The organism is Shewanella sp. ISTPL2, from assembly GCF_013283205.1.
In the GTDB taxonomy this organism is placed as follows: domain Bacteria; phylum Pseudomonadota; class Gammaproteobacteria; order Enterobacterales; family Shewanellaceae; genus Shewanella; species Shewanella oncorhynchi.
The window spans coordinates 4,080,855-4,105,701 of sequence record NZ_JAAPAV010000001.1 but is presented as its reverse complement, the minus strand read 5'-3'; the positions used below and the strand labels follow the sequence as shown (position 1 = coordinate 4,105,701).

Below are 24,847 nucleotides of genomic sequence, written 5' to 3'. Positions count from 1 at the left end.
TTATCAATACAGTGGTTTGGTATGTTTTTCGACAGGAATTCACTATGCTTTGCCAACTCAGCATTAATAACTTCGCTATCGTCCGTTTTTTAGAACTGGATTTTCGCCCCGGTATGACCAGCATCACAGGTGAAACCGGTGCAGGTAAATCGATTGCCATCGATGCGCTAGGCCTATGCCTAGGCAATCGCGCCGATGCCAGCAGTGTTCGTCCCGGAGCCAATAAAACCGAGGTCAGCGCCCGCTTTTCCTTGGATGATATTCCACTGGCAAAACGTTGGTTAGAAGATAACGATCTTGAACTCGATGATGAGTGCATTCTACGTCGGACTATTGGTAGCGATGGCCGTTCACGCGCCTACATCAATGGTAATCCAGTGCCGCTGACGCAGCTAAAATTACTGGGTCAGTTGCTTATCGGTATTCACGGTCAACATGCGCACCATGCAATGTTAAAAAGTGAACATCAACTCACCCTGCTCGACAGTTATGCCAACCACAGATTGCTTATCGATACGGTTGCCGCTAGCTTTCAACGCTGCAAGCAAATTGAGGCCGATCTAAAACAACTCGAAGCCTCCCAGCATGAACGTATTGCCCGTAAGCAATTAGTACAATATCAAGTAGAAGAACTCGATGAGTTTGATCTTAAAGTTGATGAGTTCGATGAGATTGAGCAAGAGCACAAACGTCTGGCCAATGGCACTGAGTTGATTGATACCTGTCAGGCGAGCTTAGATATACTCACAGAGGGCGAAGAGAACAATATAGAGTCGCTGCTCAATCGAGTCGTTTCCCTCGCCGAAGATCTGCAAAGCTACGATCCTGCATTAAGCAATATCAACACTATGCTCAATGATGCCTTAATCCAAGTGCAAGAAAGTGCCGGCGAGTTGCAGCACTATTTGAGTAAGCTCGAACTCGATCCGACCCATTTTGCCTATTTAGAAGAACGGCTATCAAAAGCCATGCAACTAGCGCGTAAGCATCATGTTAGCCCGAATAAACTGGCCGAGCATCATTTAGCATTAAAGGCTGAGCTGAGCACCTTAGACAGTGATGAAAGTAAACTTGAAGAAATTCAGCTTCAAGTCGAGGCAAGTAGAGCCACTTATCTTAGCAATGCGCAAAAGCTCAGCCAAAGCCGTGCCCGCTATGCTAAAGAACTCGACAAACTGGTGACTCAGTCAATCCACGAACTGAATATGCCTAAGGGTAAATTTACGATCGAAGTCAATTTCCACCCCGAGCAAATGTCAGCCAATGGCAGTGACAATATCGAATTTATGGTAACCACTAACCCTGGCCAACCTTTGCAACCAATTTCGAAAGTCGCGTCTGGCGGTGAGCTTTCACGCATAGGATTAGGGATCCAAGTGATTACCGCGAAGAAAGTTGCCACACCGACATTAATTTTCGATGAGGTGGATGTCGGGATTTCCGGCCCCACCGCCGCAGTGGTGGGCCGCATGTTACGCAGCTTAGGGGAATCGACCCAAGTACTGTGCGTGACTCACTTGCCGCAAGTTGCGGGCAATGGTCATCAACACATGTTCGTCGATAAATTTAATAAGGCAGGCAGTACTGAGACCACAATGAAATCGCTCGATCGTGAGCAGCGTATCCAAGAGCTTGCAAGACTGTTAGGTGGCGATACTATCACCAGCAATACCCTCGCGAACGCAAGGGAACTGCTGCAATAGTAATATGGATCAGATAACGAATAAGGTCGCTAAACGCTTGAATCTACACACTCTATATCACAAGCTAAGGGGCTATATCAAAAACTAAGGGTTAGTTGTTGGTCATGCTAACTAACATGTCAGGTTAACTATCATGTTAGGCTAGCGATAATGTTAGCTAAAACACCAGACTAGCCCTTGCAGACAAATAAACGAAAACACGCCCGCTAAGACATCGTCAATCATAATGCCAAAGCCACCATGAACTTTGGCATCGAGCCATCGAATAGGCCAAGGTTTGATGATGTCGAAAAAGCGAAATAGACCGAAGCCGACTAACAACCAACCCCAACCTGCTGGTGCCGCTATCATAGTGATCAGTAGCCCAACCACTTCATCCCACACAATCGCACCGTGATCGTGTACCCCCATATCTTGAGCGGCTTTACCGCAGATATAAAATCCCGCAAATGCGCTCAATAAGGTTAAGCCGATATACCAAGTGAGCGGTAATGGCGCCATCAATAAATAGAGGGGAATGGCTGCTAAGGTACCGAAAGTACCAGGTGCTTTAGCGGCGAGTCCGCTACCAAAACCGAGTGCCAAAAAGTGGACAGGATTTTTTAATGACAGGCGCGTTAGCACCTGATCCTTTGACAACCATTTCATTAACATGCTCTTCGCTTAAAAGTGCTCGAAACCGTGATACGGCGGTGTAAACGGCTCACCATTGAGTTGCAACTTGAGCTTACTGCCTGCACAAATTTGTCCAACGCGAACAAACTTTGCTCCTGCATGGCTCAACGCTGTCTCAAGCGCACCTTTTTGCGCCTCAGGAACGGTGAACAGCAGTTCATAATCTTCGCCCCCCGTAAGCGCATAACCTAAGGCATGCTCCTCGCTGACGGTATCTTGCATCGCGCGTGAAAGCGGGATGCAATTAACGTCCACCACAGCACCGACTGCCGAAGCCTTAAGCACATGACCGATATCCGAGATAAACCCATCGGAAAGGTCGATTGCACTGGAGGCAAGCGAACGCAAAGCTTGGCCCGCTAAAACTCTTGGTGTTGGACGATAATGGCGATTGATCAGGAATTCTTTATGCTCGGCTCTAGCCTGTTGCGCGCCACGAATGATATCCAGACCTAAAGCCGAATCTCCGAGCGTGCCCGTGACATAAATCCAATCACCGGCTTTAGCACCATGACGCGTGAGAGCCTTACCCTGTGGGACTTGGCCGTGCACAGTGATGCTAATCGCCCGTGGACCACGAGTCGTATCGCCGCCAATTAAGGCGATGCCATAGTAATCGGCCGCTTCAAACAAGCCTTCACTAAAGCCACTTAGCCAAGTCTCATCGACTTCGGGTAGCGTTAAGGCAAGCGTCATCCACGCGGGTTCAGCGCCCATGGCAGCCAGATCAGATAAATTTACCGCTAAAGCTTTGTAACCTAAGGCAGCGGGAGGCATGTCGGGGAAGAAATGGACATTTTCAACTAAGGTGTCACAGGAGATAGCGATCGACTTGTTTTCTGCGGGTTGCACTAAAGCGCAATCGTCACCGATGCCAAGCTTCACATCACGGCGAGTGGGGCCGCGGTTGCTAAAATAACATTCAATTAATTGGAATTCTTTCACTGTACAGTTTGGCACGACTTACATCGGCCACCTTTGTTAGCAATGAAAAACGGTATCCTAAGATACCGTTTGTCTTTATTACTTGCGTGCAACCAGTTTGTCGAGCAGTCCGTTCACAAACTTATGACTCTCGTCCGCACCGAAAGCTTTTGCCAACTCAATCGCTTCATTAATCGCGACCTTGTATGGCACATCTTTACGGAAAGTCAGCTCATAGGTCGCTAAACGAACTATGGCTTTCTCTACTGGAGACACTTCATCAATAGGGCGTTCCAGATGCGGGATGATCAGCTCATCCAATTGGGTTTTCTTCGTTGCAACGCCTGAAAATAGCTCACGAAAATAAGCTACATCAACACCATCGAGACTTTGTTCAGTTAAAAACTCATGCTCGACATCGGCAATATTATTCCCGCTTAGTTGCCATGAATAGATGGCTTGAACGGCTAAACGGCGGGCCTTGCGGCGCTCAGAAGGCTTCATTATTTTTCCTACTATAACAACTGTTGTTCAAGTTCTTGCAGAACATTGACCATTTCAAGCAGGCTTAGAGCAGCTTCGCCGCCTTTGTTACCCGCTTTGGTACCTGAACGTTCAATCGCTTGTTCAATGGTATCAGTGGTCAAAACACCGAAAGCAACAGGCAGATCAAATTCTAAAGCAACTTGAGCTAGACCTTTATTACATTCGCCTGCAACAAAATCAAAATGAGGAGTACCACCACGGATCACCGCACCTAATGCGATAATACCGTCGAATTTACCACTGGCAGCTACGCGACGCGCAGCTAGTGGCAACTCAACCGCACCTGGTACACGGACAACAGTGATATTGTCGTCGCTGACTTGGCCAAAACGTTTCAGCGTGTCAAGTGCACCTTCAAGCAAGCTCTCAACTAAAAAGCTGTTGAAACGCGAAATTACAATCGCAACTTTGGCATTTTTCGCTTCGATATTACCTTGAACTACGTTCATTATCTTACCTAATTTAGCTAAAGCACCCAGCTCGGGGCGAAAAGTGGCGACATGATATCACAGCCAATTGCCCAGAGCCCTATGCAAATTATCAGAAATTGTTAATTTTACTTCAGTGTAACTTTGGGTTTCAGTCCGCCACATACTCAGTCACTTCAAGGCCAAAGCCTGAAAGTGAGTGGTAGCGTTTAGGCGAACTGAGCAGGCGCATCTTAGTCACACCAAGGCTGGCGAGAATTTGCGAGCCAACACCCACACGGCGCGACGTCCCTTGCCATTTTGCAGAAGCAGGCGCTTGGCCTTGATCTTCGGCTTCAAAGGCTTTCACCTTAGAGAGGATTTCACAGGGATGTTCTTGATTCCCGAGTAAAACCAATACACCACCTTCTGCAGAAATACGCTCCATCGCCTTTTCGAGTGGCCAACTGCGTTGCTGATCGCGCTCTGAGTGGAGTAAATCGTTGAAGGTATTTTGCAAATGCACGCGCACCAAACAATCTTCTTTCACCTCACCTTTGACTAAGGCAAAGTGCAGTTGATTGTCGATAGTGTCTCTGAAGGTCACCATGTCGAACTCACCAAAACGGGTCGGTAATTTGCATTTAGCTTCACGCACAACCGTGGTTTCTTTGGTATTGCGATACTCGATTAAAGCCGCGATAGTGCCGATTTTGATGCCATGCAACTCGGAGAAAATCTCCAAATCTGGGCGACGTGCCATAGTGCCGTCTTCGTTCAAAATTTCAACGATAACGCCCGATGGCTCAAGTCCCGCAAGACGGGCTAAATCACAGCCAGCTTCAGTGTGGCCTGCGCGGGTTAATACGCCGCCGTCCTGTGCCATTAACGGGAAGATATGCCCTGGTTGCACCAAATCAGACGCTTTAGCCTCTTTAGCCACAGCCGCTTTCACCGTTACAGCGCGATCGTGGGCCGAAATACCGGTAGTCACACCTTCCGCCGCTTCAATAGAAACCGTAAAGTTAGTCGAGAACTGGGCGTTATTATTCGTCACCATTAAAGGCAAGTTTAACTGCTGGCAACGGGCTTTAGTCATGGTCTGGCAAATAAGTCCACGGCCATATTTCGCCATAAAGTTAATCGCTTCTGGCGTGACCATTTCGGCCGCCATGATCAAATCACCTTCGTTTTCTCTGTCTTCGTCATCCATCAAAATAACCATTTTGCCTTGACGAATATCTTCGATGATCTCTTCTATACTGTGCAGCGCCATTGTAGGACCTTATGATTTTGCTGTTATTATGAAATTCTATACCTAAATAACCTAAGCTGCCGATAAGCTTAAGTTAAATAATCTGCTCCTGTGCACTAACGCACAAAGCCGGCACGGGCTAACATTTCCATGGTGACGCCACCGCTCTTGCTGTCTTTGCCATCATAATTCATCAAACGTTCAAGATAACGGGCGATTAAATCCACTTCGATATTCACCTTATCGCCCGCTTGCAGGTCGATTAACGTGGTTTCACCTGCGGTATGCGGCACTATGGTCAAGCGGAATCGACTGCCGTCCACTTCGTTAACCGTCAGACTCACACCATCAATGGTGATGGAACCTTTATGGGCAATATAACGCCCAAGCTCTACGGGTGCGGCTAACCAAAATTCAATGGCTTGACCACGCACTAAGCGTTGCTCAACCGTTGCCATACCGTCCACATGGCCACTGACCATGTGGCCGCCTAAGCGTGTGGTTGGGGTGACGGCCTTTTCAAGATTCACCTTAGTGCCCACTTTGTAGTGAGCAAAGCCGGTTAGACTCACGGTTTCGGCAGAGACATCAGCCACATAACTGTCGGCTAATTGCTGCACAACCGTTAAGCACACACCGTTGGTAGCAATACTGTCGCCTAGACGTACATCGTTTAAATCCAGTTTGCCGCTCGCCACGGTAAGACGAATATCATCGCCTTTACGCTCCAGTTTGCGCAGGGTGCCAACGGCTTCAATAATCCCAGTAAACATGGTTAACTCACTTAATTAAATAAAGAAGTATCAAGCTTAACGCTCAAGATTAAACGGGTATCTGGCCCTATTTTGCGCTCATCGACCAACGTGAGTGCAGGAATGTGTGCCATGGTTTGATAATCGGGCAATTGCAGCAGATTACGCCCATGCCCACCGAGGATTTTCATCGCTTGATATAGCACTAACTCATCGGCCAGCCCCTGCGCTAAAAATGCGCCCGCTAAGGTTGCACCCGCTTCCACCAGCACGTGATTACAGCTTTGGCCTAAATAGCTTAATAGTTCAGGCAATGAGACGCGACCTGCAATTGCAGGTAACACGAGGCAACTCACATGGGAGGGCAATTGTGCTTGAAACTCTGCGGAATAAGCCACGGTAGAGACCAAGAGTATGGGCGATACGATAGCCAAGCAGGCGGCCGATAACGGCAAACGGGCGCGGCTGTCGAGTATCACTCTTAATGGCTGCAGTAATTGCGCTTCGGTTAGACGGTCTTTTAAGCTGCCAAGTTCCTGATAACGCACATTGAGTGAGGGATCGTCCGCCAGTATGGTTTCAATTCCCGTGACCAGTGCACAAGAACGTAAACGTAATCGCTGCACGTCGCGGCGAGATTCTGGACCAGTTATCCATTTAGACACACCGTTAGACAGCGCGGTTTTACCATCGAGACTCGCGGCTAATTTTACCGTAACTCTGGGTAAACCCGATTCCATGCGCTTCATAAAGCCTAAATTCAAGGCATAGGCTTCATCGCGGTGTAATCCCACATCCACTTCAATGCCGGCGTCACGCAACATTTGAATGCCACGACCACCCACTTGCGGATTAGGATCTTCCACCGCCACTACTACACGTTTAACGCCAATATTGATCAGTGCCAAGGCGCAGGGCGGCGTGCGCCCATAATGGCTGCAGGGCTCTAAAGTGACATAGGCCGTTGCGCCACGGGCGCGTTCGCCAGCCATACGTAGCGCATGCACTTCGGCGTGGGGTTCACCCGCTTTTTGATGATAACCTTCACCGATGATTTGATTATCTTTAACGATAACGCAGCCCACACTGGGATTGGGCCTCGTGGTGTAAAAGCCTTTGCGCGCCAATTGAATCGCGCGGCTCATCATTTGGGTATCGAGTACGGACCAACTTATGTTCAAGCTCATGTTCAACCCTGTTGTTAAAGGTTTCGGCTTTCACCAGTCTTACAAACCTGTCTTTTAAATTTGTGCTTTCACGCCAATCGCTCGTACACGTCTGCCTTGTCGGCGACAAAACTCAATGACTACTTTTGCAGCTTGGCGATGGCTTCGCCAAATTCAGACACGTCTTCAAAGGCGCGGTACACAGAAGCGAAACGAATGTAGGCGACTTTATCTAGGCTCATCAATTGCTCCATCATTAAGTTACCCACCATTTCTGACGGCACTTCCCGCTCGCCAGTGGCGCGCAGAGTAGACTTGATTTTGCTGAGTGCTTGCTCTATTTCATCCATAGATACGGGGCGTTTTTCAACGGCGCGCAACATGCCACCTTGGAGTTTTTCTTCATCAAAGGGTTGGCGTGAACCATCGCGCTTAATCACCCTAGGCATAACTAATTCGGCGCCTTCGAAGGTGGTAAATCTTTCATGACATTCGGTGCATTCTCGGCGACGGCGCACTTGGTGGCCTTCTGCCACTAATCGGGAATCGATGACTTTAGTATCTGTCGCGCTACAAAATGGACAATGCATTGAGCCTCCTGCCAGTGAATGGTGGTAAAGCGTTAATGGCTTTACCTGTTAAATCTCAGTCAAACGCAATGGATTTAAGCCTAAGATTTTACCAATAAAAATGGCCGCAAGATGCGGCCATGGGATTTTATCCTATTTATGGGCTGAGGTTAACTACCTGAGCTTAACAACCTAATGTTAACTACTTGATGTTAAGTGCCTGATGCTAAATACCTGATGTGATAAGTATCAAGTCAGTCGGCGGTCAATCTCGGCCCTTCATCTACTAAGCGTAGATGCATAGGCAAATTAGCCGTAAACAGGGAAACGTGCGCAAAGTGCCAATACTTGGCCCTTCACACGTTCAATCACAGCAGGATTGTTCGCATCATCAAGGATGTCACAAATCCAGCCAGTCAGCTCTTTCGATTCCGCTTCTTTAAAGCCGCGGCGCGTAATCGCTGGCGTACCGATACGCACACCTGAGGTCACAAAGGGTGAACGTGGATCATTTGGCACTGAGTTTTTGTTCACGGTAATGTTAGCGCTACCTAAGGCGGCATCGGCTTCTTTACCCGTTAAGTCACGACCAATCAGGTCAACTAGCATTAAGTGGTTGCTGGTTCCGCCAGAGACGATTTTGTAACCGCGCTCAAGGAACACTTCAACCATAGCTTTAGCGTTGTTAACCACTTGCTGTTGGTAAACTTTAAATTCTGGCTCTAGGGCTTCTTTGAACGCCACCGCTTTACCGGCGATAACGTGCATCAATGGGCCACCTTGACCGCCTGGGAATACCGCAGAGTTCAACTTTTTGTACAAGTCTTCATCGTCAGCAGCAGATAAGATCACGCCACCACGGGGACCCGCTAAGGTTTTGTGGGTCGTAGATGTCACAACATGCGCGTGTGGTACTGGGTTTGGATAAACGCCCGCAGCAATAAGACCGGCAACATGCGCCATGTCGACAAATAAATAAGCACCGATTTTGTCTGCGATTTCACGCATTTTTGCCCAATCAACGATACCTGAATAGGCGGAGAAACCACCGATCATCATCTTAGGCTTATGTTCTAAGGCAATACGTTCCATTTCGTCGTAGTCGATTTTGCCAGACTCGTCGATACCGTAAGGAATGATGTTGTACAGTTTGCCAGAGAAGTTAACGGGTGAACCGTGGGTCAAGTGACCACCGTGGGCTAAGTTCATGCCCAGTACGGTATCGCCAGGTTTTAACAATGCCATGTAAACCGCGCTGTTTGCCTGTGAACCTGAATGAGGTTGTACGTTAGCGTAAGTTGCGCCAAACAGTTGTTTAGCACGTTCAATCGCTAAGGTTTCAACTACGTCCACATACTCACAACCACCGTAGTAACGCTTGCCTGGATAGCCTTCAGCGTACTTATTGGTTAACTGTGAACCTTGCGCTTCCATCACGCGTGGACTGGTGTAGTTTTCAGAAGCAATCAGCTCAATATGCTCTTCTTGACGCAGAGTTTCATTCTGAATTGCGTTAAACAGTTCCGGATCATAATCTGCGATATTCATATCTTTTTTCAGCATTGCTTACTCCAGCTGCCAATTCTTATAGGTAGGGTTGCGCGGTATTCTACTCGGAACGCGGTCACAATCCCAGTATTTGAAACATGAAATTCCTGCAGAGAGTGCTTGAACTTGGCTCATTGTCGAGTTGAGTTCGGCGCGCAATCGAGTAGAATTAGCCGCATCATTAGTCACTTAAGATAGAGAAAAATGGCTCAGTTTGTTTACAGCATGCTGCGGGTGGGTAAAATTGTTCCGCCTAAGAAGCAGATCCTTAAAGATATTTCTTTAAGCTTTTTCCCCGGCGCCAAAATTGGCGTACTCGGCCTCAACGGTTCAGGTAAGTCGACACTACTGCGCATTATGGCGGGTATCGACACCGAAATTGAAGGCGAAGCGCGCCCAATGCCGGGATTGAAAATCGGTTACCTGCCGCAGGAACCTAAACTCGATCCGAATCAAACCGTGCGTGAAGCGATTGAAGAAGCGGTAGCAGAGGCAAAAAATGCCCTGACTCGCCTCGATGCCGTTTATGCCGCCTACGCCGAGCCGGATGCCGATTTCGACGCCCTTGCAAAAGAGCAAGGCGAACTCGAAGCCATTATCCAAGCCCAAGATGCCCATAACTTAGAGTACGTCCTTGAGCGCGCCGCCAACGCCCTGCGTCTGCCAGATTGGGATGAGAAAATCGAAGTATTATCCGGTGGTGAACGTCGCCGCGTGGCGATTTGTCGCTTGCTGCTTGAAAAACCAGAAATGCTGTTACTGGACGAACCGACCAACCACTTGGATGCTGAATCTGTGGCGTGGCTTGAGCACTTCCTGCAGGAATATGCTGGTACTGTGGTCGCGATTACCCATGACCGTTACTTCCTCGACAATGCTGCTGGCTGGATTTTAGAACTCGACCGCGGTGAAGGTATTCCGTGGGAAGGTAACTATTCTTCATGGCTTGAGCAGAAAGATGCCCGTCTGAAGCAAGAATCGGCTACCGAAAGCGCCCGTCAAAAAACCATTGCAAAGGAATTGGAATGGGTACGCCAAGGTGCGAAAGGCCGTCAGTCTAAGGGCAAAGCCCGTATGGCGCGCTTTGAAGAGCTGAACACTAACGATTACCAAAAACGTAACGAAACCAACGAGCTGTTTATTCCGCCCGGACCACGTTTAGGCGACAAGGTTATTGAAGTGAATAACCTGACCAAGTCTTACGGTGACCGCGTATTGATCGACAACCTGTCGTTCTCTGTGCCTAAGGGCGCGATCGTCGGCATTATCGGTGCCAACGGCGCGGGTAAATCGACGCTGTTCCGCATGTTATCCGGCACTGAAACGCCTGACAGCGGCAGCATTGAGCTGGGTGAAACAGTGCAATTGGCATCGGTTGAGCAGTTCCGCGATTCGATGAATGATAAGAACACCATTTGGGAAGAAATCTCCGGTGGTCAAGACATCATGCGTATCAACAACATGGAAATCCCGAGCCGTGCCTATGTAGGCCGCTTCAACTTCCGTGGTGGCGATCAGCAAAAAATCATCGGCACTCTGTCGGGCGGTGAGCGTAACCGAGTACATTTAGCCAAACTGCTGCAAGCGGGTGGTAACGTATTATTACTCGACGAACCCACCAACGATTTAGACGTTGAAACCCTGCGCGCACTGGAAGAAGCGATTCTGGAATTCCCAGGTTGCGCTATGGTGATTTCGCATGACCGTTGGTTCCTCGACCGTATCGCGACCCACATTCTGGATTACCGTGACGAAGGCCAAGTGAACTTCTACGAAGGTAACTACACAGAATACTCGGCATGGTTGAAAAACACCTATGGCGCCGATGTGGTTGAGCCACACCGCTTGAAATACAAGCGCATGATTAAGTAGATCTAGAATCTAGAATCTAGAATCTAGAATCTAGAATCTAGTCAAGCATGTATCTGAGGAGTTTAACTCGAAAGGGTTAAGCTCCTTTTTTATGGCATCCCGTTACGCTATAAGTGCCGCAAGCTTTGGCACTATTTCAAGCTAACACTATTTCAAACTGGCACGATTTCAATTCAAGCTGGCAAAGTAGGCCACCAGCATGTCCATCATCACCCTAAGTGCAGGCTGCATGTGTTTGCGGGATTGATACACGCCATACACACCGAGGGACTGCGGCTTAAACTCCATTAATAAAGGCACTAGCTGACCCGAGTCTAAATAGGGTTTCGCCGCCCAAACAGGCTGCATAGCGATCCCCTCACCTGCCAGCGTGGCATTGAGCACCACCATGGAATCATTGGCGCTAAAATTCCCATTCACAGGCACGTTAAATACTTGACCTTGGTTTGACTTAGGATCGGAGTTAAGCGCCTGAGCCTGTTTCGCAACCACATCGGTTTGATAAAACCGCCACATCACATCGCCAAAATAGGAATAGGTTAAACAGTTATGCTGAGTTAAATCCTCTGGATGCAGCACGGCGGCGCGCGCGGCAAGGTAACTCGGTGCAGCGCACACAACAGACTCACACTCCCCTAAACGCCTAGCGATAAGATTGGGATCGAGTTCATTGGTGATGCGAATCGCCAGATCAATTCGCTCGGCGACTAAATCGACGGTTTGGCTGCTCACGTGGAAATTCACGCTCGCCTGCGGATAACTGGCTAAATATTGCTGTACCACGGGCGCTAAAATCTGATGTGCCAAAAACTGGGAGCAACTAATACGTAGTAATCCCCGCGGAATAGCCACAGCGGCATGGCTTACCGCAGGGACTTCGTTAGCCAGTTCGAGCAGCCGATGGCAATAGTCCAGCACTTGCTCACCCGCGGGCGTTAAGCTGAGGCTACGCGTCGAGCGATGCAACAACCTAGCACCAGACCATTCTTCCATTTCGCTCAAGTAACGGGTCACCATAGAACGCGACATATCTAAGGCATTGGCGGCGCTGATCATGCTGCCGCGCTCAACAATAGTCACAAACACCTTAGCCGCTTCGAGTCTATCCATGATTTATCTCCACTCACTTTCAATCACTCACTTTCAATCACTCGAAGGCCCACTCACATACTCACGTCACCACATGAATAATAACTAAGAGTACATACGGCTATTCCTCCGATTAATGCAACAAATATGGGCAGATACTCGCATTTATCTATTGATTTTTGCAACCTATACTTAACTCACTTTTGCAGCAGCTGCAAATCAATGAATGCTAAATCGAACCTTTTACTCTTTCACCCTGTGACTATAAGTGAGCCCCAAATGAACACATCGACCTATGCAATACGTAACACAGTTAACGCCACATTGAAGGCCTCGTCTAAAATAAGCCTAGCCGCCACCTTGTTGCTGGCAGGACTTAGTGCGGTCAATGCTGCGCCATTGCAAGTGAGCCATTTTAATCCGGGCGAAAACAGCATCTTTGCCGTGTCATCGAGCTTTATCAGCGGCGAACACGAAATGATGCTAGTCGATGCGCAATTTCAAAATAACGATGCCCAAACATTGGTCGACACCATTAAGGCCAGCGGTAAAAAGCTGACTCAGGTGTATATCAGTCATAGCGATCCTGACTTTTATTTCGGTTTAGCCGTGATTAAAAAGAATTTCCCCGATGCACAAATCGTCGCGACTCAAACCACTGTCGATGCTATTAAAGCCTCAATGGAAGGCAAACTCGCCTACTGGGGGCCGATTTTAAAAGATAATGCGCCAAGCGAATTAGTGTTACCTAAGGCGATACACAGCGACACTTTCACCATCGACGGTGAGCAAGTGATTATCAAAGGTTTTAATGATAAACACCCTAAACACACTTTCCTGTGGGTGCCATCGGCAAAAACTATTACAGGTGGCGTGGAAGTATTTGATAACACGCATGTTTGGATGGCTGACACTCAAACTGCCTCTGAGCGTCAGGAATGGTTAACCCATTTAGATGCAATGGAAAAACTGCTGCCGACCACAGTGATCCCAGGGCACTATTTAGGCAAAGCGCGATTTAATACCCACGCCATCGGTTTTACTCGTGAATATGTAAAAGCCTTTGAAATCGCTGCAAAAGCCTCGAAAGATTCAGCCGAATTAATCCAAAAGATGCTGGCGCTATACCCACAAATGCCAGCCGATGCAGGGCTTGAGATCAGCGCCAAAGTTTACATGGGCGAAATGACCTGGCCTATGTAAGCCCAGCCATATCTATCTCGGCGATTAGGTACAGCTAGTTAGGTGTAAAAGATAGTTAAGTGCAAACATTTAAAGACAGGCACGTGTTCGATTGAGTGCCAGTCCTTACCTAAATAACTGCATCTACATAACTGCACCTGACTAGCTGCACTTAAATAGCCATATCAATAGCCGTACCAACCACGCCATTTAACATAACCATATCAATGACTTAAGCTGCCAATATCGCGAAAAACTTAAGCCAAAAGGTTTAACACTATGACTCAGCCAACAGCTCATCCAACTAGCACAACCAGCAGCACAGCAACGGCCAAAGAGCGCACTCTGCACGCCATTATCGACCCTTTATGTGGTTGGTGTTATGCCGCAGCGCCTTTACTCGATGCCGCCGCAAAAGCAGGCTTTACCATTAAGCTCCACGGCGGCGGTATGCTCACAGGCCCAAGACGTAAACAAATCGATGCTAACTGGCGCGACTATGTTATGCCCCACGATCTGCGTATTGCCGAGCTAACCGGACAACCTTTTGGGGAAAACTATTTTGATGGTCTGCTGCGCGATACCACAATCGTACTCGACTCGGCGCCTCCTATTAAAGCCATGCTCGCAGTCGATGCTATGGGTGGCGACAGTTTGGCCTATCTACACTCAGTACAACTGGCCCATTACCGTGATGGTCACAGCGCCAGTGATGAAGGTAATCTCGCAAGCTTAGCCGCTGAACTTGGGCTCGACCCTATGAGCTTTGCGCAGCATTATGCCCAAGGTGAAGACAAGCTATATGAGCATATTGTTGAATCCAGAGCATTACTGAATCTGATAGGTGCCCAAGGTTTCCCTTCGATGGCTATAGAGGATAATAACGGCAACATCACCGCCATTAATATCAACCGCTTCTACGGCCAACCCGCCCAGTGGTTAAGCCATCTTGAAGCGCAATTTGAGTCATAATCATGCCAACGCTTAATGGTGTTCCAACAAGCTCTTTAGTGAGTGAGTCTGCTCAGTTAAATCTTATCGAAACAGCAAGACAAACTGATGCGAATCTTGCACTTGTCAAAAGTACTTACGCAGGACACAGCTCTGCCGAAAATGCCAAAAATCTTGAGCATGCACTGGCAAATGACGCACGCTGGACAGAGGCGGTAGGTTTTCCCTATGCGGGCACTTACATAGGTTTTAGCGCGATAGCCGCCAATGTGTTCGCCCGCCTCGAAACTGAATGGGATAACTATCGCGTCGATATCGAAGACTATGTCGCCCAAGGCGATAAGGTTTTTGCCTTCGGCACTTATTCAGGTACCTATGTCAAAACGGGCAAGTATTTTAGCGCCCGAGTCGCCCATTTATGGAAAATACACAGCGGAAAAATCGTCAGTTTCGAGCAGTTTGTTGATAGTTATACCGTCGTCAATGCCATGTAACTGCCAATACTATGTAAAGACAGTCATGCACGATAGAAATGCAATGATGGAATAACTGAATAATGAGGCGGGCAAGTTTAATTTAGCCCGCCCCACGACTTGCCGATGATAAGCCTTATCCGTATGATTTAGTATTTTCAATAGGTTGAGCACTTGACATTAAGTACTTAAGATTAAGCACTTGCGATTAAGCGTTTGGATTAAGCGCTTGAAATTGAATTCATCAAGCTGCACGTTCTAAGACTCATTAACTTAAGTGTCTAAAATGACAAAATAAATAACTAAAACAAGAACAAGGATGCGGTCTAATGCAAATCAATTCGATGCCAGTCGGGGCTCACCCAATCATGCTATCTATGGCGCGACTTAGCCGAGCCAGCCAATGGATACTCAAGCAACATAGAAAATTCACGCCACTGTTATGGCTTGTCACCGCACTCCCCTTTACCTCACTTGCGTTAACCTCACTGACGACCAATGCAAGTGAAACTGATACAGAGTTAAAAATTCAAGAAAGCAGCATCACCGATGGCCCTTATGTGTTTTTAGATGATGCTCAAAAAGACACAGCCTATTGGATTTGCCAAAGCGAGCTAAAACAAACACCGATTGCGAAGGCGCAGTTAACTCGCCCTACCAATTGCGGTGAGTTACCCCAACCGCACCTTCATACACAAGCTGTCACGGTTGAGCCAGATACCTTCACCCAGGTCAGCAAAATTGTCGCCCTTAGCGATGTACACGGCCAGTTTGATGTAATGATTAACTTGCTAAAAGCCCACCAGATTATCGACAAAGATAACCACTGGGCCTTTGGTGACGGTCATATGGTGATGACGGGCGACATGTTTGACCGTGGTCATCAAGTCAATGAAGTATTGTGGTTTTTATATTCCTTAGACCAAGAAGCCCAAGCTGCGGGCGGACGCTTACATCTACTCATGGGCAATCACGAGCAAATGGTGTTTCGCGGCGACTTACGCTACGTCAATGAACGCTATCAAGTCTCGGCAGATTTACTCAAACGCAGCTACGATGAGCTCTACAACAAAGACACCGAAATAGGCCAATGGCTTCGCAGCAAACATACCTTAGTCAAAATCAATAATATCTTGTTTATGCACGGTGGCATCAGCCCTGAATGGGTCGAGCGTAAATTAAATATCAGCGATGCTAACCAATTATTTCGTCAGCATTTAGATGATAAAAAAGCCGATTTAAAGCAAGACGATTTACTCAACTTTTTGTTTTTTACCAATGGTCCAACTTGGTATCGTGGCTACTTTAAAGATGAACTGAAAGAGTCGGATATCGATAGCATACTGAGCTATTTCAAGGTCGTTCATATCGTCGTAGGGCACACATCGCAGGAACAAGTACTTGGGCTTTATCATAATAAAATCATTGCGATAGATAGCAGCATTAAGAATGGTAAATCCGGTGAGCTGTTACTTATCGACGCTGGCAAACTCCGCCGAGGTTTGTATCAGGGTGAGCAGGTTTCGCTATAACCTGCCTCACTAATATCTTTTGCCCCAATACGTGAATGAGCTAGCGCCTTAATCCATAAATTCGCTGGGGCAAATAAGGCATGAATGAGCAAGGGTAAAATGGGCGCCCACCATGGTACTCAATCGGCATAACGCTCAATCGTATGGCGCTCAATATGCACTCATCTTTATATCCATAAGTTCGCCTGTTCTAATTAACTCTGACTATACTCAAGCCAAGTGCGACTCACCTAAGTGCTGGAGTAGAAATGGGGAAGAAATTACTCACATTATCTAGCTTTTGCTTGTTTCTATTCAGCTTCTATCCCCCAGCATTTGCGGGCAGGGAACTCCAATTAGTCGCCACTAACTATCCTCCTTTTTATGCCGATGCTTTACCTGAACAGGGCGGCGTTGCGCAAGTCGTCAAAGAAGCTTTTAAACGTCAAGGTTACACTGCCAGTCTCAAGTTTTATCCCTTCGCCCGCGCGGCTTTACTCGTTAAAACAGGCCAAGCTGATGGCATCATTGGGCTCTGGTATCGTAAAGAGCGCGAGCAATGGGCCCAATATTCTGCGCCTATCCAACCCGTACAAATTGTGTTTTATAAACGTAAAGATTCACCGCTGAGTTTCAGTCAACTTTCAGATCTTAAACCTTTCACTATCGGTATAGGTCGCGGTTACGCTAATCCGCCAGAAATCTTCGCCGCGGGGCTCACCACAGAGGAAGGAAATTCGGATGAGATGAATCTCAAAAAGCTGTTTTTAAAACGTATTGACTTAGTCTTGATTGGCCATAACTTAGCGAGGTATTTAATTAAAAAAGGACCAAGTGAATATGAGGGGGCCTTTGAGCAAGTCGGCCAACCCATAGCGACTGAGGTATTTCACTTAGGGATCTCTTTGGCTGTGGCGGATCATCCGCAGTTAGTGACGGATTTTAATCAAGGTTTAGAGAGTATGCGCCGCGATGGACGATTAGCGGCAATTTTAAGCCAATATCCTCAGGTTGAAACGACTCAAGCGCCGATTGAAAAAACGCGAACTGAAGTCCATCCCTAAAGTCCGTCCAGCTTTTAAAAAGCAATAGCAGTACAAAAAAACAGCACAATTCTCGTTGAATTGTGCTCAATGCTCAAAAAACACAATTTCTTTCATTTTCGTTCGCTTACCTTTACAAACTTTTACCCAACTGGCGTACGTTATTCACTAGAATAGCGCCATTAGAGCGATTACCTTTTTAAACTGCCTTTGCGCGAGATAATAATTACAATGAAAAAAACCATTATTGCCATTGCCCTGTTCGCGATTATCGCCACAGCGGTGAGTTTTAGTGATGTCCTTCAAGCGGCTAAACCCGAGAACGCACCACATCTTATGCGTACCGTTCCTGTGGTCACGGGTGAAGTGATTGAATATCCATTAGCGCAATCTATCTCTCTTATCGGCAAACTCGCGGCTGAACGTGCAGTGATCATTGCACCGCAAGTCACAGGTAAGATTAAACAAGTCGCAGTGACCTCAAACCAAGCGGTGAAAAAAGGCCAGTTACTGATCGAACTCGATGATATGAAAGCCCAAGCTGCTGTCGCCGAGGCCAATGCTTTCCTCAATGATGAAAAACGTAAACTCAAAGAATTTGAAAAACTGATCAGCCGTAACGCCATTACCCAAACCGAGATTGACGCACAAAAAGCCAGTGTTGATATCGCCCAAGCACGCTTATCTTCCGCCCAAGCAGATTTACATTACCACTCGCTGATAGCGCCGTTTGCGGGTAATACTGGCCTGATTAATTTCAGCGAAGGCAAGATGGTCAGCATGGGCACTGAGTTGATGTCGCTAGATGATTTGTCCAGCATGCGCCTCGACTTACAAGTGCCTGAGCATTTCCTATCGCAACTGAGTATTGGCATGCAAGTGTCAGCCACCAGTCGCGCTTGGCCGAATGAAATCTTTACTGGCAAAATGGTGGCTATCGATCCCCGCGTCAATGAGGAAACCTTAAACCTCAAAGTACGGGTGCTATTCGATAATCCGAAGAAACGCTTAAAACCGGGCATGATGATGTCGTCAACCATCACCTTCCCAGCGATTTCAGCACCTATGGTGCCAGTACAAGCTCTTGAATATTCAGGAACTAAACGTTACGTATACGTAGTTAGCGCCGACCATATTGCCCACCGCACAGAAGTGACACTCGGGGCACGTATCGATAACCAAGTCTTAATCGAAAGTGGATTAAACATAGGTGACAAAGTCGTGGTACAGGGCTTAGTCAATATGCGCGATGGCCTGCAAATCAATGAAGTCACGCTCGATGATAAAGCCTCAGCCCGTGCAACAGAGCTTTCAGGTCTTAAAGCAACGGAGACGAAATAATGTGGTTATCCGATGTTTCGGTTAAACGCCCTGTCGTTGCCATCGTTTTAAGCTTACTGCTATGTGTATTCGGCATAGTGTCGTTCACTAAACTGTCAATACGGGAAATGCCCGACGTCGAAAGCCCTGTGGTCACCATCAGCACCAGTTACTCGGGTGCATCGGCGGCGATTATGGAAAGCCAGATCACTAAGACTTTAGAAGATGAGCTAACAGGGATCAGTGGTATTGACGAAATCACCTCGACCACACGTAACGGTAGCTCGCGTATCACAGTTAAATTCCTCCTCGGTTGGAACTTAACCGAAGGGGTCAGCGATGTGCGTGATGCTGTGGCCCGCGCCCAACGCAGGCTCCCAGAAGATGCAAAAGACCCCGTCGTCTCAAAAGACAACGGCTCCGGCGAACCCTCAGTCTATGTGAACTTAAGCTCGAGTGTGATGGACCGTACTCAATTAACGGACTACGCCCAGCGAGTACTCGAGGACAAATTCAGCTTAATCAGCGGCGTGAGTTCTATCAGCATTTCCGGCGGCTTGTATAAGGTCATGTACGTCAAGCTCAGACCCGAACAAATGGCAGGACGTAATGTTACCGCAACGGATATTATCAACGCCCTGCGTAAAGAGAACATCGAAACGCCCGGCGGCCAAGTGCGCAACGACACCACTGTGATGTCGGTGCGTACCAAACGCTTGTACTACACGCCGAAGGATTTCGACTATCTTGTGGTGCGTACCGCCAGCGATGGCACGGCTATCTACTTAAAAGATGTGGCAGATGTGGCTGTTGGCGCACAAAACGAAAACTCGACCTTCAAAAGTGACGGCATAGTTAACATCAGTTTAGGCATTATTGCCCAGTCCGATGCCAACCCCCTGCTCGTTGCCAAAGAAGTGCATAAAGAAGTTGATCGCGTACAAAACTTCCTGCCCGAAGGCACTAGCCTAGTGGTCGACTTCGACTCGACCGTATTTATCGACCGCTCGATTAACGAAGTGTATAGCACCCTTTATGTCACCGGCGCCTTGGTCGTACTCGTGCTGTATATCTTCATTGGACAAGCACGAGCAACGTTAATCCCAGCGGTGACGGTTCCAGTATCTTTGATCTCGGCATTTATCGCCGCCAACATGCTAGGTTATTCGATTAATCTACTGACATTGATGGCATTAATCCTCTCCATCGGTCTAGTGGTGGATGATGCGATTGTGGTGGTTGAAAACATTTTCCACCATATCGAAAAAGGTGAAGAGCCCTTACTCGCCGCCTATAAAGGTACTCGAGAAGTGGGCTTTGCCGTTATCGCCACTACGGCGGTACTGGTGATGGTATTCCTCCCAATTTCATTTATGGAGGGCATGGTCGGGCTACTATTTACCGAGTTCTCCGTGATGCTGGCGGTGTCAGTGCTGTTCTCCTCCTTAGTGGCACTCACACTTACGCCTGTACTGAGCAGTAAATTACTTAAAGCCAACGTCAAACCGAATCGCTTTAATCGTTGGGTCGACAGCGGCTTTGCTCGCATGGAAAGCGTTTATCGCGTCGCCGTGACTCGAGCGATTAAACTCCGCCTGCTCGCACCGCTAGTCATCCTCGCTTGTATCGGCGGCAGCGCGTGGTTAATGCAACAAGTACCGTCACAGCTTGCGCCGCAGGAAGACCGCGGCGTGTTGTTCGCCTTTATTAAAGGCGCCGAAGGCACCAGTTATAACCGTATGACAGCCAACATGGACATAGTCGAAGACAGACTCATGCCCTTGCTAGGTAAAGGTGTGCTGCGATCCTTCAGCGTACAAGCTCCCGCCTTTGGTGGCCGTGCTGGTGATCAAACAGGTTTTGTCATCATGCAGCTAGAAGATTGGGAACACCGCGATGTGACAGCGCAGCAAGCCCTTGGAATTATTAGCAATGCCTTAAAAGATATCCCAGATGTAATGGTTCGCCCTATGATGCCAGGCTTTAGAGGGCAATCGAGCGAACCCGTGCAATTTGTACTTGGTGGTTCGGACTATGCCGAACTGTTTAAGTGGGCGCAGATATTGAAAGAAGAGGCTAATGCTAGCCCTATGATGGAAGGGGCTGACTTAGACTACGCAGAAACAACGCCAGAACTCATTGTTACTGTCGATAAAGAGCGCGCCGCAGAACTGGGGATCAGTGTCGACCAAGTATCGGAAACCTTAGAAGTCATGCTGGGTGGACGCACCGAAACGACCTTTGTTGATCGAGGTGAAGAATACGATGTGTATTTACGCGGTGATGAAAACAGTTTCAACAATGTCGGTGACCTGAGCCAAATCTACATGCGGTCAGCTAAGGGTGAATTAGTCACTCTCGATACTGTCACCCATATAGAAGAAATTGCCTCGGCACAAAGATTAAGCCACACCAATAAGCAAAAATCGATCACCCTCAAGGCTAACGTCAGTGAAGGTTACACCTTAGGTGAAGGCTTAAAGTTCCTTGACGCTAAAGCCATTGAATTATTACCTAAAGATATTTCGATTGGTTACACGGGCGAATCCAAAGATTTTAAAGAAAACCAAAGCAGTATCTTTATCGTATTTGGTTTGGCTTTACTGGTTGCCTACTTAGTATTAGCCGCACAGTTTGAGAGCTTTATCAACCCGTTAGTGGTGATGTTTACTGTGCCTATGGGTGTATTCGGTGGTTTCTTAGGACTACTGATCACCAGCCAAGGGATCAACATCTACAGCCAGATAGGCATGATCATGTTGATTGGTATGGTAACTAAAAACGGTATCCTTATCGTAGAGTTTGCTAACCAATTGCGTGACCGCGGTTTTGAACTCGATAAAGCTATTATCGATGCGTCATCCCGTCGTTTGCGGCCAATCCTAATGACAGCCTTCACCACCTTAGTGGGCGCTGTGCCGTTAATTTTCTCGACGGGCGCAGGCTCAGAAAGTCGTATCGCTGTGGGTACTGTAGTGTTCTTCGGTATGGCATTCGCCACCTTTGTGACACTACTCGTCATCCCTGCCATGTATCGATTAATCTCGGCAGCGACCCATTCACCGGGTTATGTTGAAGCTAAGCTCGAAGCGGCGATTAAAGCGCAAGAGTTAGCGGCCCAAGAGGTGGCCGCAAAGCAGGAACTCGCACCTAAAGCCTAACGCGAATCATAGCTCTTGATAATCGAATAACAAAAAGCCAAGGTACTCAGTGTCTTGGCTTTTTTCTCATTAACATTTTAAGCGTTTTTTGCTTTATTGGCTAAGCCTAAAAGTAAACCGAGACCAGCACCAAGCGGTTTTTGACGGCGGGTTAACATGTTACCGAGCGCGACTAGCAAGAGTCCCACGCTTGAATACCAAGTCCACTGATAATCCTCAAACACACTCGATACACTTAACGCCACCACAGGGGTAATCACCAACAGATATGCAGCGGCATTAGCGCCAATTCGCTCAACCAAGATCAAATAAGCGGTAAAGCCAATCACAGAGGCGATAACAGCTAAGTAGAACAAGCTGCCAAGATAACGGGTTGTCAGCGGTAAACTAAAGCTTAAATCTTTAAACCAGATGATGAGCAGTAACGCCGCACTGCCATAGCACATGGCATACGCTGTCGAGGTAAAGGGCGACACATTATCGCGCGAGTTGCGCATACTGATCATGTTACCAATCGAGAAAAACCACGTACCTAACAGCGAAAACAATAAGCCCCACACTAAATTTTGTGACCACTGAGTCGCGAGTAAATCGGCGCTAAAGAGTAAGCTAATGCCACCCAGACCGACCCCCACTCCTAACCAAAAATTGCGACTGGTGGGAGTACCGTAAAAAATGCGGCCATGTATCGCATTAAAAATGGGTGCAGTGGCCATAATTACTGCCGTTAAACCGCTGGCGATATAATGGGTTGCGGTATAAAACGCGATAAAGTTCAAACAAAATAGACACACGCCTTGTAACGCAAACCAAGGATGCTGCCTAAGCTTTACCGCTTGCAGCTTGTTAAGGGCAAAGCCAATGGCGAACATCAAGAGACTCGCAATCGCAAACCGATAGAAAATCGAGACTTCCGTCGCCACCTCACCGTGCTGCCACTTAATGGCAATCCACGAAAAACCCCACACAAAAATCATCAGCAAATACATCACAGCAGCCATAATGAGTCCCCTACACCTTCATAAAATGCTTAATGAGCAAACTATACAGCGATGGCTTTCGTCCTTATGTCACCATCTTGTTGGCCATAACACGATATTGCGGTTTTAATCGCGAGCGGACGTTGAGCCACGCCCATAAGTGCGATAATTTGGAAAGACAAAATGCTTAGCCAGTGAGATCACTAGGAACCCATGGAGCCCAAATACATCAGTTTTGATAAATCCGCCAAAACCTGTATTCGTAAACAAGCGATTACGGAGGATTTATCTTGGGCTCATTATCAAAATGCGAGCGAGCGTCTGTATTACCAAAACGATGCACAACATACGCTGAGTATGTATCTGGATGGCGGCTACGAAACCCACAGAACCGATATCAAGGCCGACTATGGCGCGCCCAGTAAGTTTTGTCTTATGCCCCAAGGCTGCCAAAGCCATTGGCAACTGGGGCAACCGCAGCAGTTTATGCATTTATATTTTAGCGATGAACATCTTAAAAAATTGGCGGTGCGAGTCTTTGATAAAGATCCACGCCAAGTGCGTTTACCTGAGTTGACCTTTGTCGATAATCCGAGATTAGAGGCGCTGTTTCGGCACCAAGTTGCAGGGCTCGATTGGCAGACGAGTGATCACCATCTGATGATGGAACAGGTAACCGACACTGTGCTGGTGACTTTGCTGCAAAGTTCAGGCTTTAATTTGTCGGTGGGGCCAATTAAGGGCGGACTCGCACCTAAAGTGGCCAAAGCAATCAAAGAGTTTATTTATTGCCATTCCCATCGGCAGATTTACTTGTCTGAGTTGGCCGAGCTTGCCCAACTTAGCGAGTACCATTTTTGCCGTATGTTTAAATGCCAATTTGCAATGACGCCACAAGAGTATTTGCTGCAAGTGCGCATTGAAAAGGTCAAACAAAGCTTGAGCCATTCAACGCAATCCTTGACCGATATCGCCCTCAATAATGGCTTTGCCAATCAAAGTCATATGGGGCGTTACTTTAAAAAACTCTGCGGCATGTCACCGGGCGAATATCAAAAATACCATAGAAGCTAACATACGCTTTGGGTTCACAATCTCGACGGCTGAACCTAACACTCTAACATCCTTGAAAACACCATTGCCTCGATATGCTATAGTGCCCTTACTCCCCTAGCCGCTGGAAAACGCCTTGAAAAAAATCGCTTTATTTGTCGATGTGCAAAACATCTATTACACCTGCCGTGAAGCCTATGGTCGCCAATTTAATTATCGTAAACTGTGGCAGCACTTAGGTTATGAAGGTGATATAGCGTTGGCCGTGGCTTATGCCATCCATAAGGGCGACGATGGGCAATTGAAATTTCAAGACGCACTAAAGCACATAGGTTTTGAGGTGAAGTTAAAACCGTTTATTCAGCGCAGCGATGGCTCGGCCAAAGGCGATTGGGACGTGGGGATCACCATAGATATTATGGAAGCGGCGAGTGAAGTGGATACAGTGATCTTATTGTCTGGTGATGGCGATTTCGATTTATTGCTGCAAAAAATTCATCAAAAGTATGGCGTTGAAACCCAAGTGTATGGCGTCCCTACCCTGACGGCTAAATCCTTAAGGGATGCAGCCTCTCAATTTCACCCTATCGATGAGGCGTTATTGCTCTAGTCACAAGACAAAAATGAGGCGATTCATCACACTAACCGCATCAAACACCTTCGCCAT

The 24,847-nt window shown here is 47.6% G+C and carries 22 protein-coding genes; 11 read left to right on the top strand and 11 right to left on the bottom strand.

What is annotated here, in order from left to right; genetic code table 11:
* Positions 1-44: 44 nt before the first annotated feature.
* Positions 45-1,703: a DNA repair protein RecN gene (gene recN / locus HUB64_RS18085; RefSeq protein ID WP_173497540.1), complete on the top strand. Its 1,659-nt coding sequence runs from the start codon at positions 45-47 to the stop codon at positions 1,701-1,703.
* 153 nt (positions 1,704-1,856) lie between these two features.
* Here the strand turns inward: recN and HUB64_RS18080 are convergent, their stop codons facing one another.
* From HUB64_RS18080 to glyA, 9 genes are all read right to left on the bottom strand, one after another.
* Positions 1,857-2,351, bottom strand: a complete 495-nt coding sequence (locus HUB64_RS18080; RefSeq protein ID WP_028761385.1) for a phosphatidylglycerophosphatase A — start codon at positions 2,349-2,351, stop codon at positions 1,857-1,859.
* Positions 2,352-2,366: 15 nt separating this feature from the next.
* A complete protein-coding gene (gene thiL, locus HUB64_RS18075) occupies positions 2,367-3,323 on the bottom strand; it encodes a thiamine-phosphate kinase (protein ID WP_049821775.1) in 957 nt (318 codons plus the stop codon).
* A 78-nt stretch (positions 3,324-3,401) separates the two neighbouring features.
* Positions 3,402-3,806: a transcription antitermination factor NusB gene (nusB, locus tag HUB64_RS18070; protein WP_006082638.1), complete on the bottom strand. Its 405-nt coding sequence runs from the start codon at positions 3,804-3,806 to the stop codon at positions 3,402-3,404.
* A gap of 11 nt (positions 3,807-3,817) precedes the next feature.
* Positions 3,818-4,297 (bottom strand): 6,7-dimethyl-8-ribityllumazine synthase, encoded by a 480-nt coding sequence (gene ribE, locus HUB64_RS18065; RefSeq protein ID WP_006082639.1) that lies wholly within the window; start codon positions 4,295-4,297, stop codon positions 3,818-3,820.
* Positions 4,298-4,427: 130 nt separating this feature from the next.
* The gene (gene ribBA, locus HUB64_RS18060) at positions 4,428-5,531 is read right to left on the bottom strand and encodes a bifunctional 3,4-dihydroxy-2-butanone-4-phosphate synthase/GTP cyclohydrolase II (RefSeq protein ID WP_028761388.1); all 1,104 of its coding nucleotides are present in this window, start codon (positions 5,529-5,531) and stop codon (positions 4,428-4,430) included.
* A 95-nt stretch (positions 5,532-5,626) separates the two neighbouring features.
* On the bottom strand, positions 5,627-6,283 hold the full coding sequence (locus HUB64_RS18055) for a riboflavin synthase (RefSeq protein ID WP_028761389.1): 657 nt from the start codon (positions 6,281-6,283) through the stop codon (positions 5,627-5,629).
* 11 nt (positions 6,284-6,294) lie between these two features.
* Complete coding sequence (gene ribD / locus HUB64_RS18050; RefSeq protein ID WP_173497539.1) at positions 6,295-7,449, bottom strand: bifunctional diaminohydroxyphosphoribosylaminopyrimidine deaminase/5-amino-6-(5-phosphoribosylamino)uracil reductase RibD; 1,155 nt, start codon at positions 7,447-7,449, stop codon at positions 6,295-6,297.
* 119 nt (positions 7,450-7,568) lie between these two features.
* Positions 7,569-8,018, bottom strand: coding sequence for a transcriptional regulator NrdR (gene nrdR, locus HUB64_RS18045; RefSeq protein WP_006082643.1), 450 nt, complete (start codon positions 8,016-8,018; stop codon positions 7,569-7,571).
* A 288-nt stretch (positions 8,019-8,306) separates the two neighbouring features.
* Entirely contained in the window at positions 8,307-9,560 is a 1,254-nt protein-coding gene (glyA, locus tag HUB64_RS18040) for a serine hydroxymethyltransferase (protein WP_131523579.1), read from the bottom strand.
* Positions 9,561-9,749: 189 nt separating this feature from the next.
* Between glyA and ettA the strand changes: the two genes are divergently transcribed.
* Positions 9,750-11,417, top strand: coding sequence for an energy-dependent translational throttle protein EttA (gene ettA / locus HUB64_RS18035; protein ID WP_105251746.1), 1,668 nt, complete (start codon positions 9,750-9,752; stop codon positions 11,415-11,417).
* Positions 11,418-11,585: 168 nt separating this feature from the next.
* Here ettA and HUB64_RS18030 read toward each other — a convergent pair whose 3' ends face one another.
* Positions 11,586-12,527, bottom strand: a complete 942-nt coding sequence (locus HUB64_RS18030) for a LysR family transcriptional regulator (protein ID WP_173497538.1) — start codon at positions 12,525-12,527, stop codon at positions 11,586-11,588.
* A gap of 258 nt (positions 12,528-12,785) precedes the next feature.
* Between HUB64_RS18030 and HUB64_RS18025 the strand changes: the two genes are divergently transcribed.
* The 7 genes from HUB64_RS18025 (at position 12,786) to HUB64_RS17995 (ending at position 22,147) form a co-directional block, all read left to right on the top strand.
* On the top strand, positions 12,786-13,709 hold the full coding sequence (locus HUB64_RS18025; protein WP_173497537.1) for an MBL fold metallo-hydrolase: 924 nt from the start codon (positions 12,786-12,788) through the stop codon (positions 13,707-13,709).
* 258 nt (positions 13,710-13,967) lie between these two features.
* A complete protein-coding gene (locus HUB64_RS18020; RefSeq protein ID WP_173497536.1) occupies positions 13,968-14,660 on the top strand; it encodes a DsbA family protein in 693 nt (230 codons plus the stop codon).
* 2 nt (positions 14,661-14,662) lie between these two features.
* Positions 14,663-15,133 (top strand): nuclear transport factor 2 family protein, encoded by a 471-nt coding sequence (locus HUB64_RS18015; RefSeq protein ID WP_173497535.1) that lies wholly within the window; start codon positions 14,663-14,665, stop codon positions 15,131-15,133.
* Between the two features lie 308 nt (positions 15,134-15,441).
* Positions 15,442-16,644: a metallophosphoesterase gene (locus tag HUB64_RS18010; RefSeq protein ID WP_173497534.1), complete on the top strand. Its 1,203-nt coding sequence runs from the start codon at positions 15,442-15,444 to the stop codon at positions 16,642-16,644.
* A 248-nt stretch (positions 16,645-16,892) separates the two neighbouring features.
* Complete coding sequence (locus tag HUB64_RS18005) at positions 16,893-17,687, top strand: ABC transporter substrate-binding protein (RefSeq protein ID WP_105251742.1); 795 nt, start codon at positions 16,893-16,895, stop codon at positions 17,685-17,687.
* A 210-nt stretch (positions 17,688-17,897) separates the two neighbouring features.
* Positions 17,898-19,007 carry an efflux RND transporter periplasmic adaptor subunit gene (locus tag HUB64_RS18000; RefSeq protein ID WP_173497533.1) on the top strand — a complete coding sequence of 370 codons (1,110 nt, stop codon included), beginning with the start codon at positions 17,898-17,900 and terminating at the stop codon, positions 19,005-19,007.
* Positions 19,007-22,147 (top strand): multidrug efflux RND transporter permease subunit, encoded by a 3,141-nt coding sequence (locus HUB64_RS17995; protein ID WP_173497532.1) that lies wholly within the window; start codon positions 19,007-19,009, stop codon positions 22,145-22,147. Before HUB64_RS18000 ends, HUB64_RS17995 begins: the two co-directional genes overlap by 1 nt.
* Positions 22,148-22,224: 77 nt before the next feature.
* On the opposite strand, the gene HUB64_RS17990 is transcribed toward HUB64_RS17995, so the two are convergent.
* The gene (locus HUB64_RS17990) at positions 22,225-23,148 is read right to left on the bottom strand and encodes a DMT family transporter (RefSeq protein ID WP_173497531.1); all 924 of its coding nucleotides are present in this window, start codon (positions 23,146-23,148) and stop codon (positions 22,225-22,227) included.
* A gap of 192 nt (positions 23,149-23,340) precedes the next feature.
* Between HUB64_RS17990 and HUB64_RS17985 the strand changes: the two genes are divergently transcribed.
* Positions 23,341-24,201 (top strand): AraC family transcriptional regulator, encoded by an 861-nt coding sequence (locus tag HUB64_RS17985; protein WP_173497530.1) that lies wholly within the window; start codon positions 23,341-23,343, stop codon positions 24,199-24,201.
* A 115-nt stretch (positions 24,202-24,316) separates the two neighbouring features.
* The gene (locus HUB64_RS17980) at positions 24,317-24,790 is read left to right on the top strand and encodes an NYN domain-containing protein (RefSeq protein WP_006082658.1); all 474 of its coding nucleotides are present in this window, start codon (positions 24,317-24,319) and stop codon (positions 24,788-24,790) included.
* The last annotated feature ends 57 nt before the right edge of the window (positions 24,791-24,847 follow it).

What these genes read in the sequence shown, in the direction of transcription:
- HUB64_RS18010 (WP_173497534.1), top strand. Translation starts at nt 15,442, where the DNA reads ATGCAAATCAATTCGATGCCAGTCGGGGCTCACCCAATCATGCTATCT.
- HUB64_RS17985 (WP_173497530.1), top strand. Translation starts at nt 23,341, where the DNA reads ATGGAGCCCAAATACATCAGTTTTGATAAATCCGCCAAAACCTGTATT.
- HUB64_RS17995 (WP_173497532.1), top strand. Translation starts at nt 19,007, where the DNA reads ATGTGGTTATCCGATGTTTCGGTTAAACGCCCTGTCGTTGCCATCGTT.
- HUB64_RS18025 (WP_173497537.1), top strand. Translation starts at nt 12,786, where the DNA reads ATGAACACATCGACCTATGCAATACGTAACACAGTTAACGCCACATTG.
- recN (WP_173497540.1), top strand. Translation starts at nt 45, where the DNA reads ATGCTTTGCCAACTCAGCATTAATAACTTCGCTATCGTCCGTTTTTTA.
- HUB64_RS18015 (WP_173497535.1), top strand. Translation starts at nt 14,663, where the DNA reads ATGCCAACGCTTAATGGTGTTCCAACAAGCTCTTTAGTGAGTGAGTCT.
- HUB64_RS18030 (WP_173497538.1), bottom strand. Translation starts at nt 12,527, where the DNA reads ATGGATAGACTCGAAGCGGCTAAGGTGTTTGTGACTATTGTTGAGCGC.
- HUB64_RS18055 (WP_028761389.1), bottom strand. Translation starts at nt 6,283, where the DNA reads ATGTTTACTGGGATTATTGAAGCCGTTGGCACCCTGCGCAAACTGGAG.
- HUB64_RS18005 (WP_105251742.1), top strand. Translation starts at nt 16,893, where the DNA reads ATGGGGAAGAAATTACTCACATTATCTAGCTTTTGCTTGTTTCTATTC.
- nrdR (WP_006082643.1), bottom strand. Translation starts at nt 8,018, where the DNA reads ATGCATTGTCCATTTTGTAGCGCGACAGATACTAAAGTCATCGATTCC.
- HUB64_RS18020 (WP_173497536.1), top strand. Translation starts at nt 13,968, where the DNA reads ATGACTCAGCCAACAGCTCATCCAACTAGCACAACCAGCAGCACAGCA.
- glyA (WP_131523579.1), bottom strand. Translation starts at nt 9,560, where the DNA reads ATGCTGAAAAAAGATATGAATATCGCAGATTATGATCCGGAACTGTTT.
- HUB64_RS18000 (WP_173497533.1), top strand. Translation starts at nt 17,898, where the DNA reads ATGAAAAAAACCATTATTGCCATTGCCCTGTTCGCGATTATCGCCACA.
- ribBA (WP_028761388.1), bottom strand. Translation starts at nt 5,531, where the DNA reads ATGGCGCTGCACAGTATAGAAGAGATCATCGAAGATATTCGTCAAGGC.
- ribE (WP_006082639.1), bottom strand. Translation starts at nt 4,297, where the DNA reads ATGAACGTAGTTCAAGGTAATATCGAAGCGAAAAATGCCAAAGTTGCG.
- nusB (WP_006082638.1), bottom strand. Translation starts at nt 3,806, where the DNA reads ATGAAGCCTTCTGAGCGCCGCAAGGCCCGCCGTTTAGCCGTTCAAGCC.
- HUB64_RS17990 (WP_173497531.1), bottom strand. Translation starts at nt 23,148, where the DNA reads ATGGCTGCTGTGATGTATTTGCTGATGATTTTTGTGTGGGGTTTTTCG.
- ettA (WP_105251746.1), top strand. Translation starts at nt 9,750, where the DNA reads ATGGCTCAGTTTGTTTACAGCATGCTGCGGGTGGGTAAAATTGTTCCG.
- HUB64_RS18080 (WP_028761385.1), bottom strand. Translation starts at nt 2,351, where the DNA reads ATGAAATGGTTGTCAAAGGATCAGGTGCTAACGCGCCTGTCATTAAAA.
- ribD (WP_173497539.1), bottom strand. Translation starts at nt 7,449, where the DNA reads ATGAGCTTGAACATAAGTTGGTCCGTACTCGATACCCAAATGATGAGC.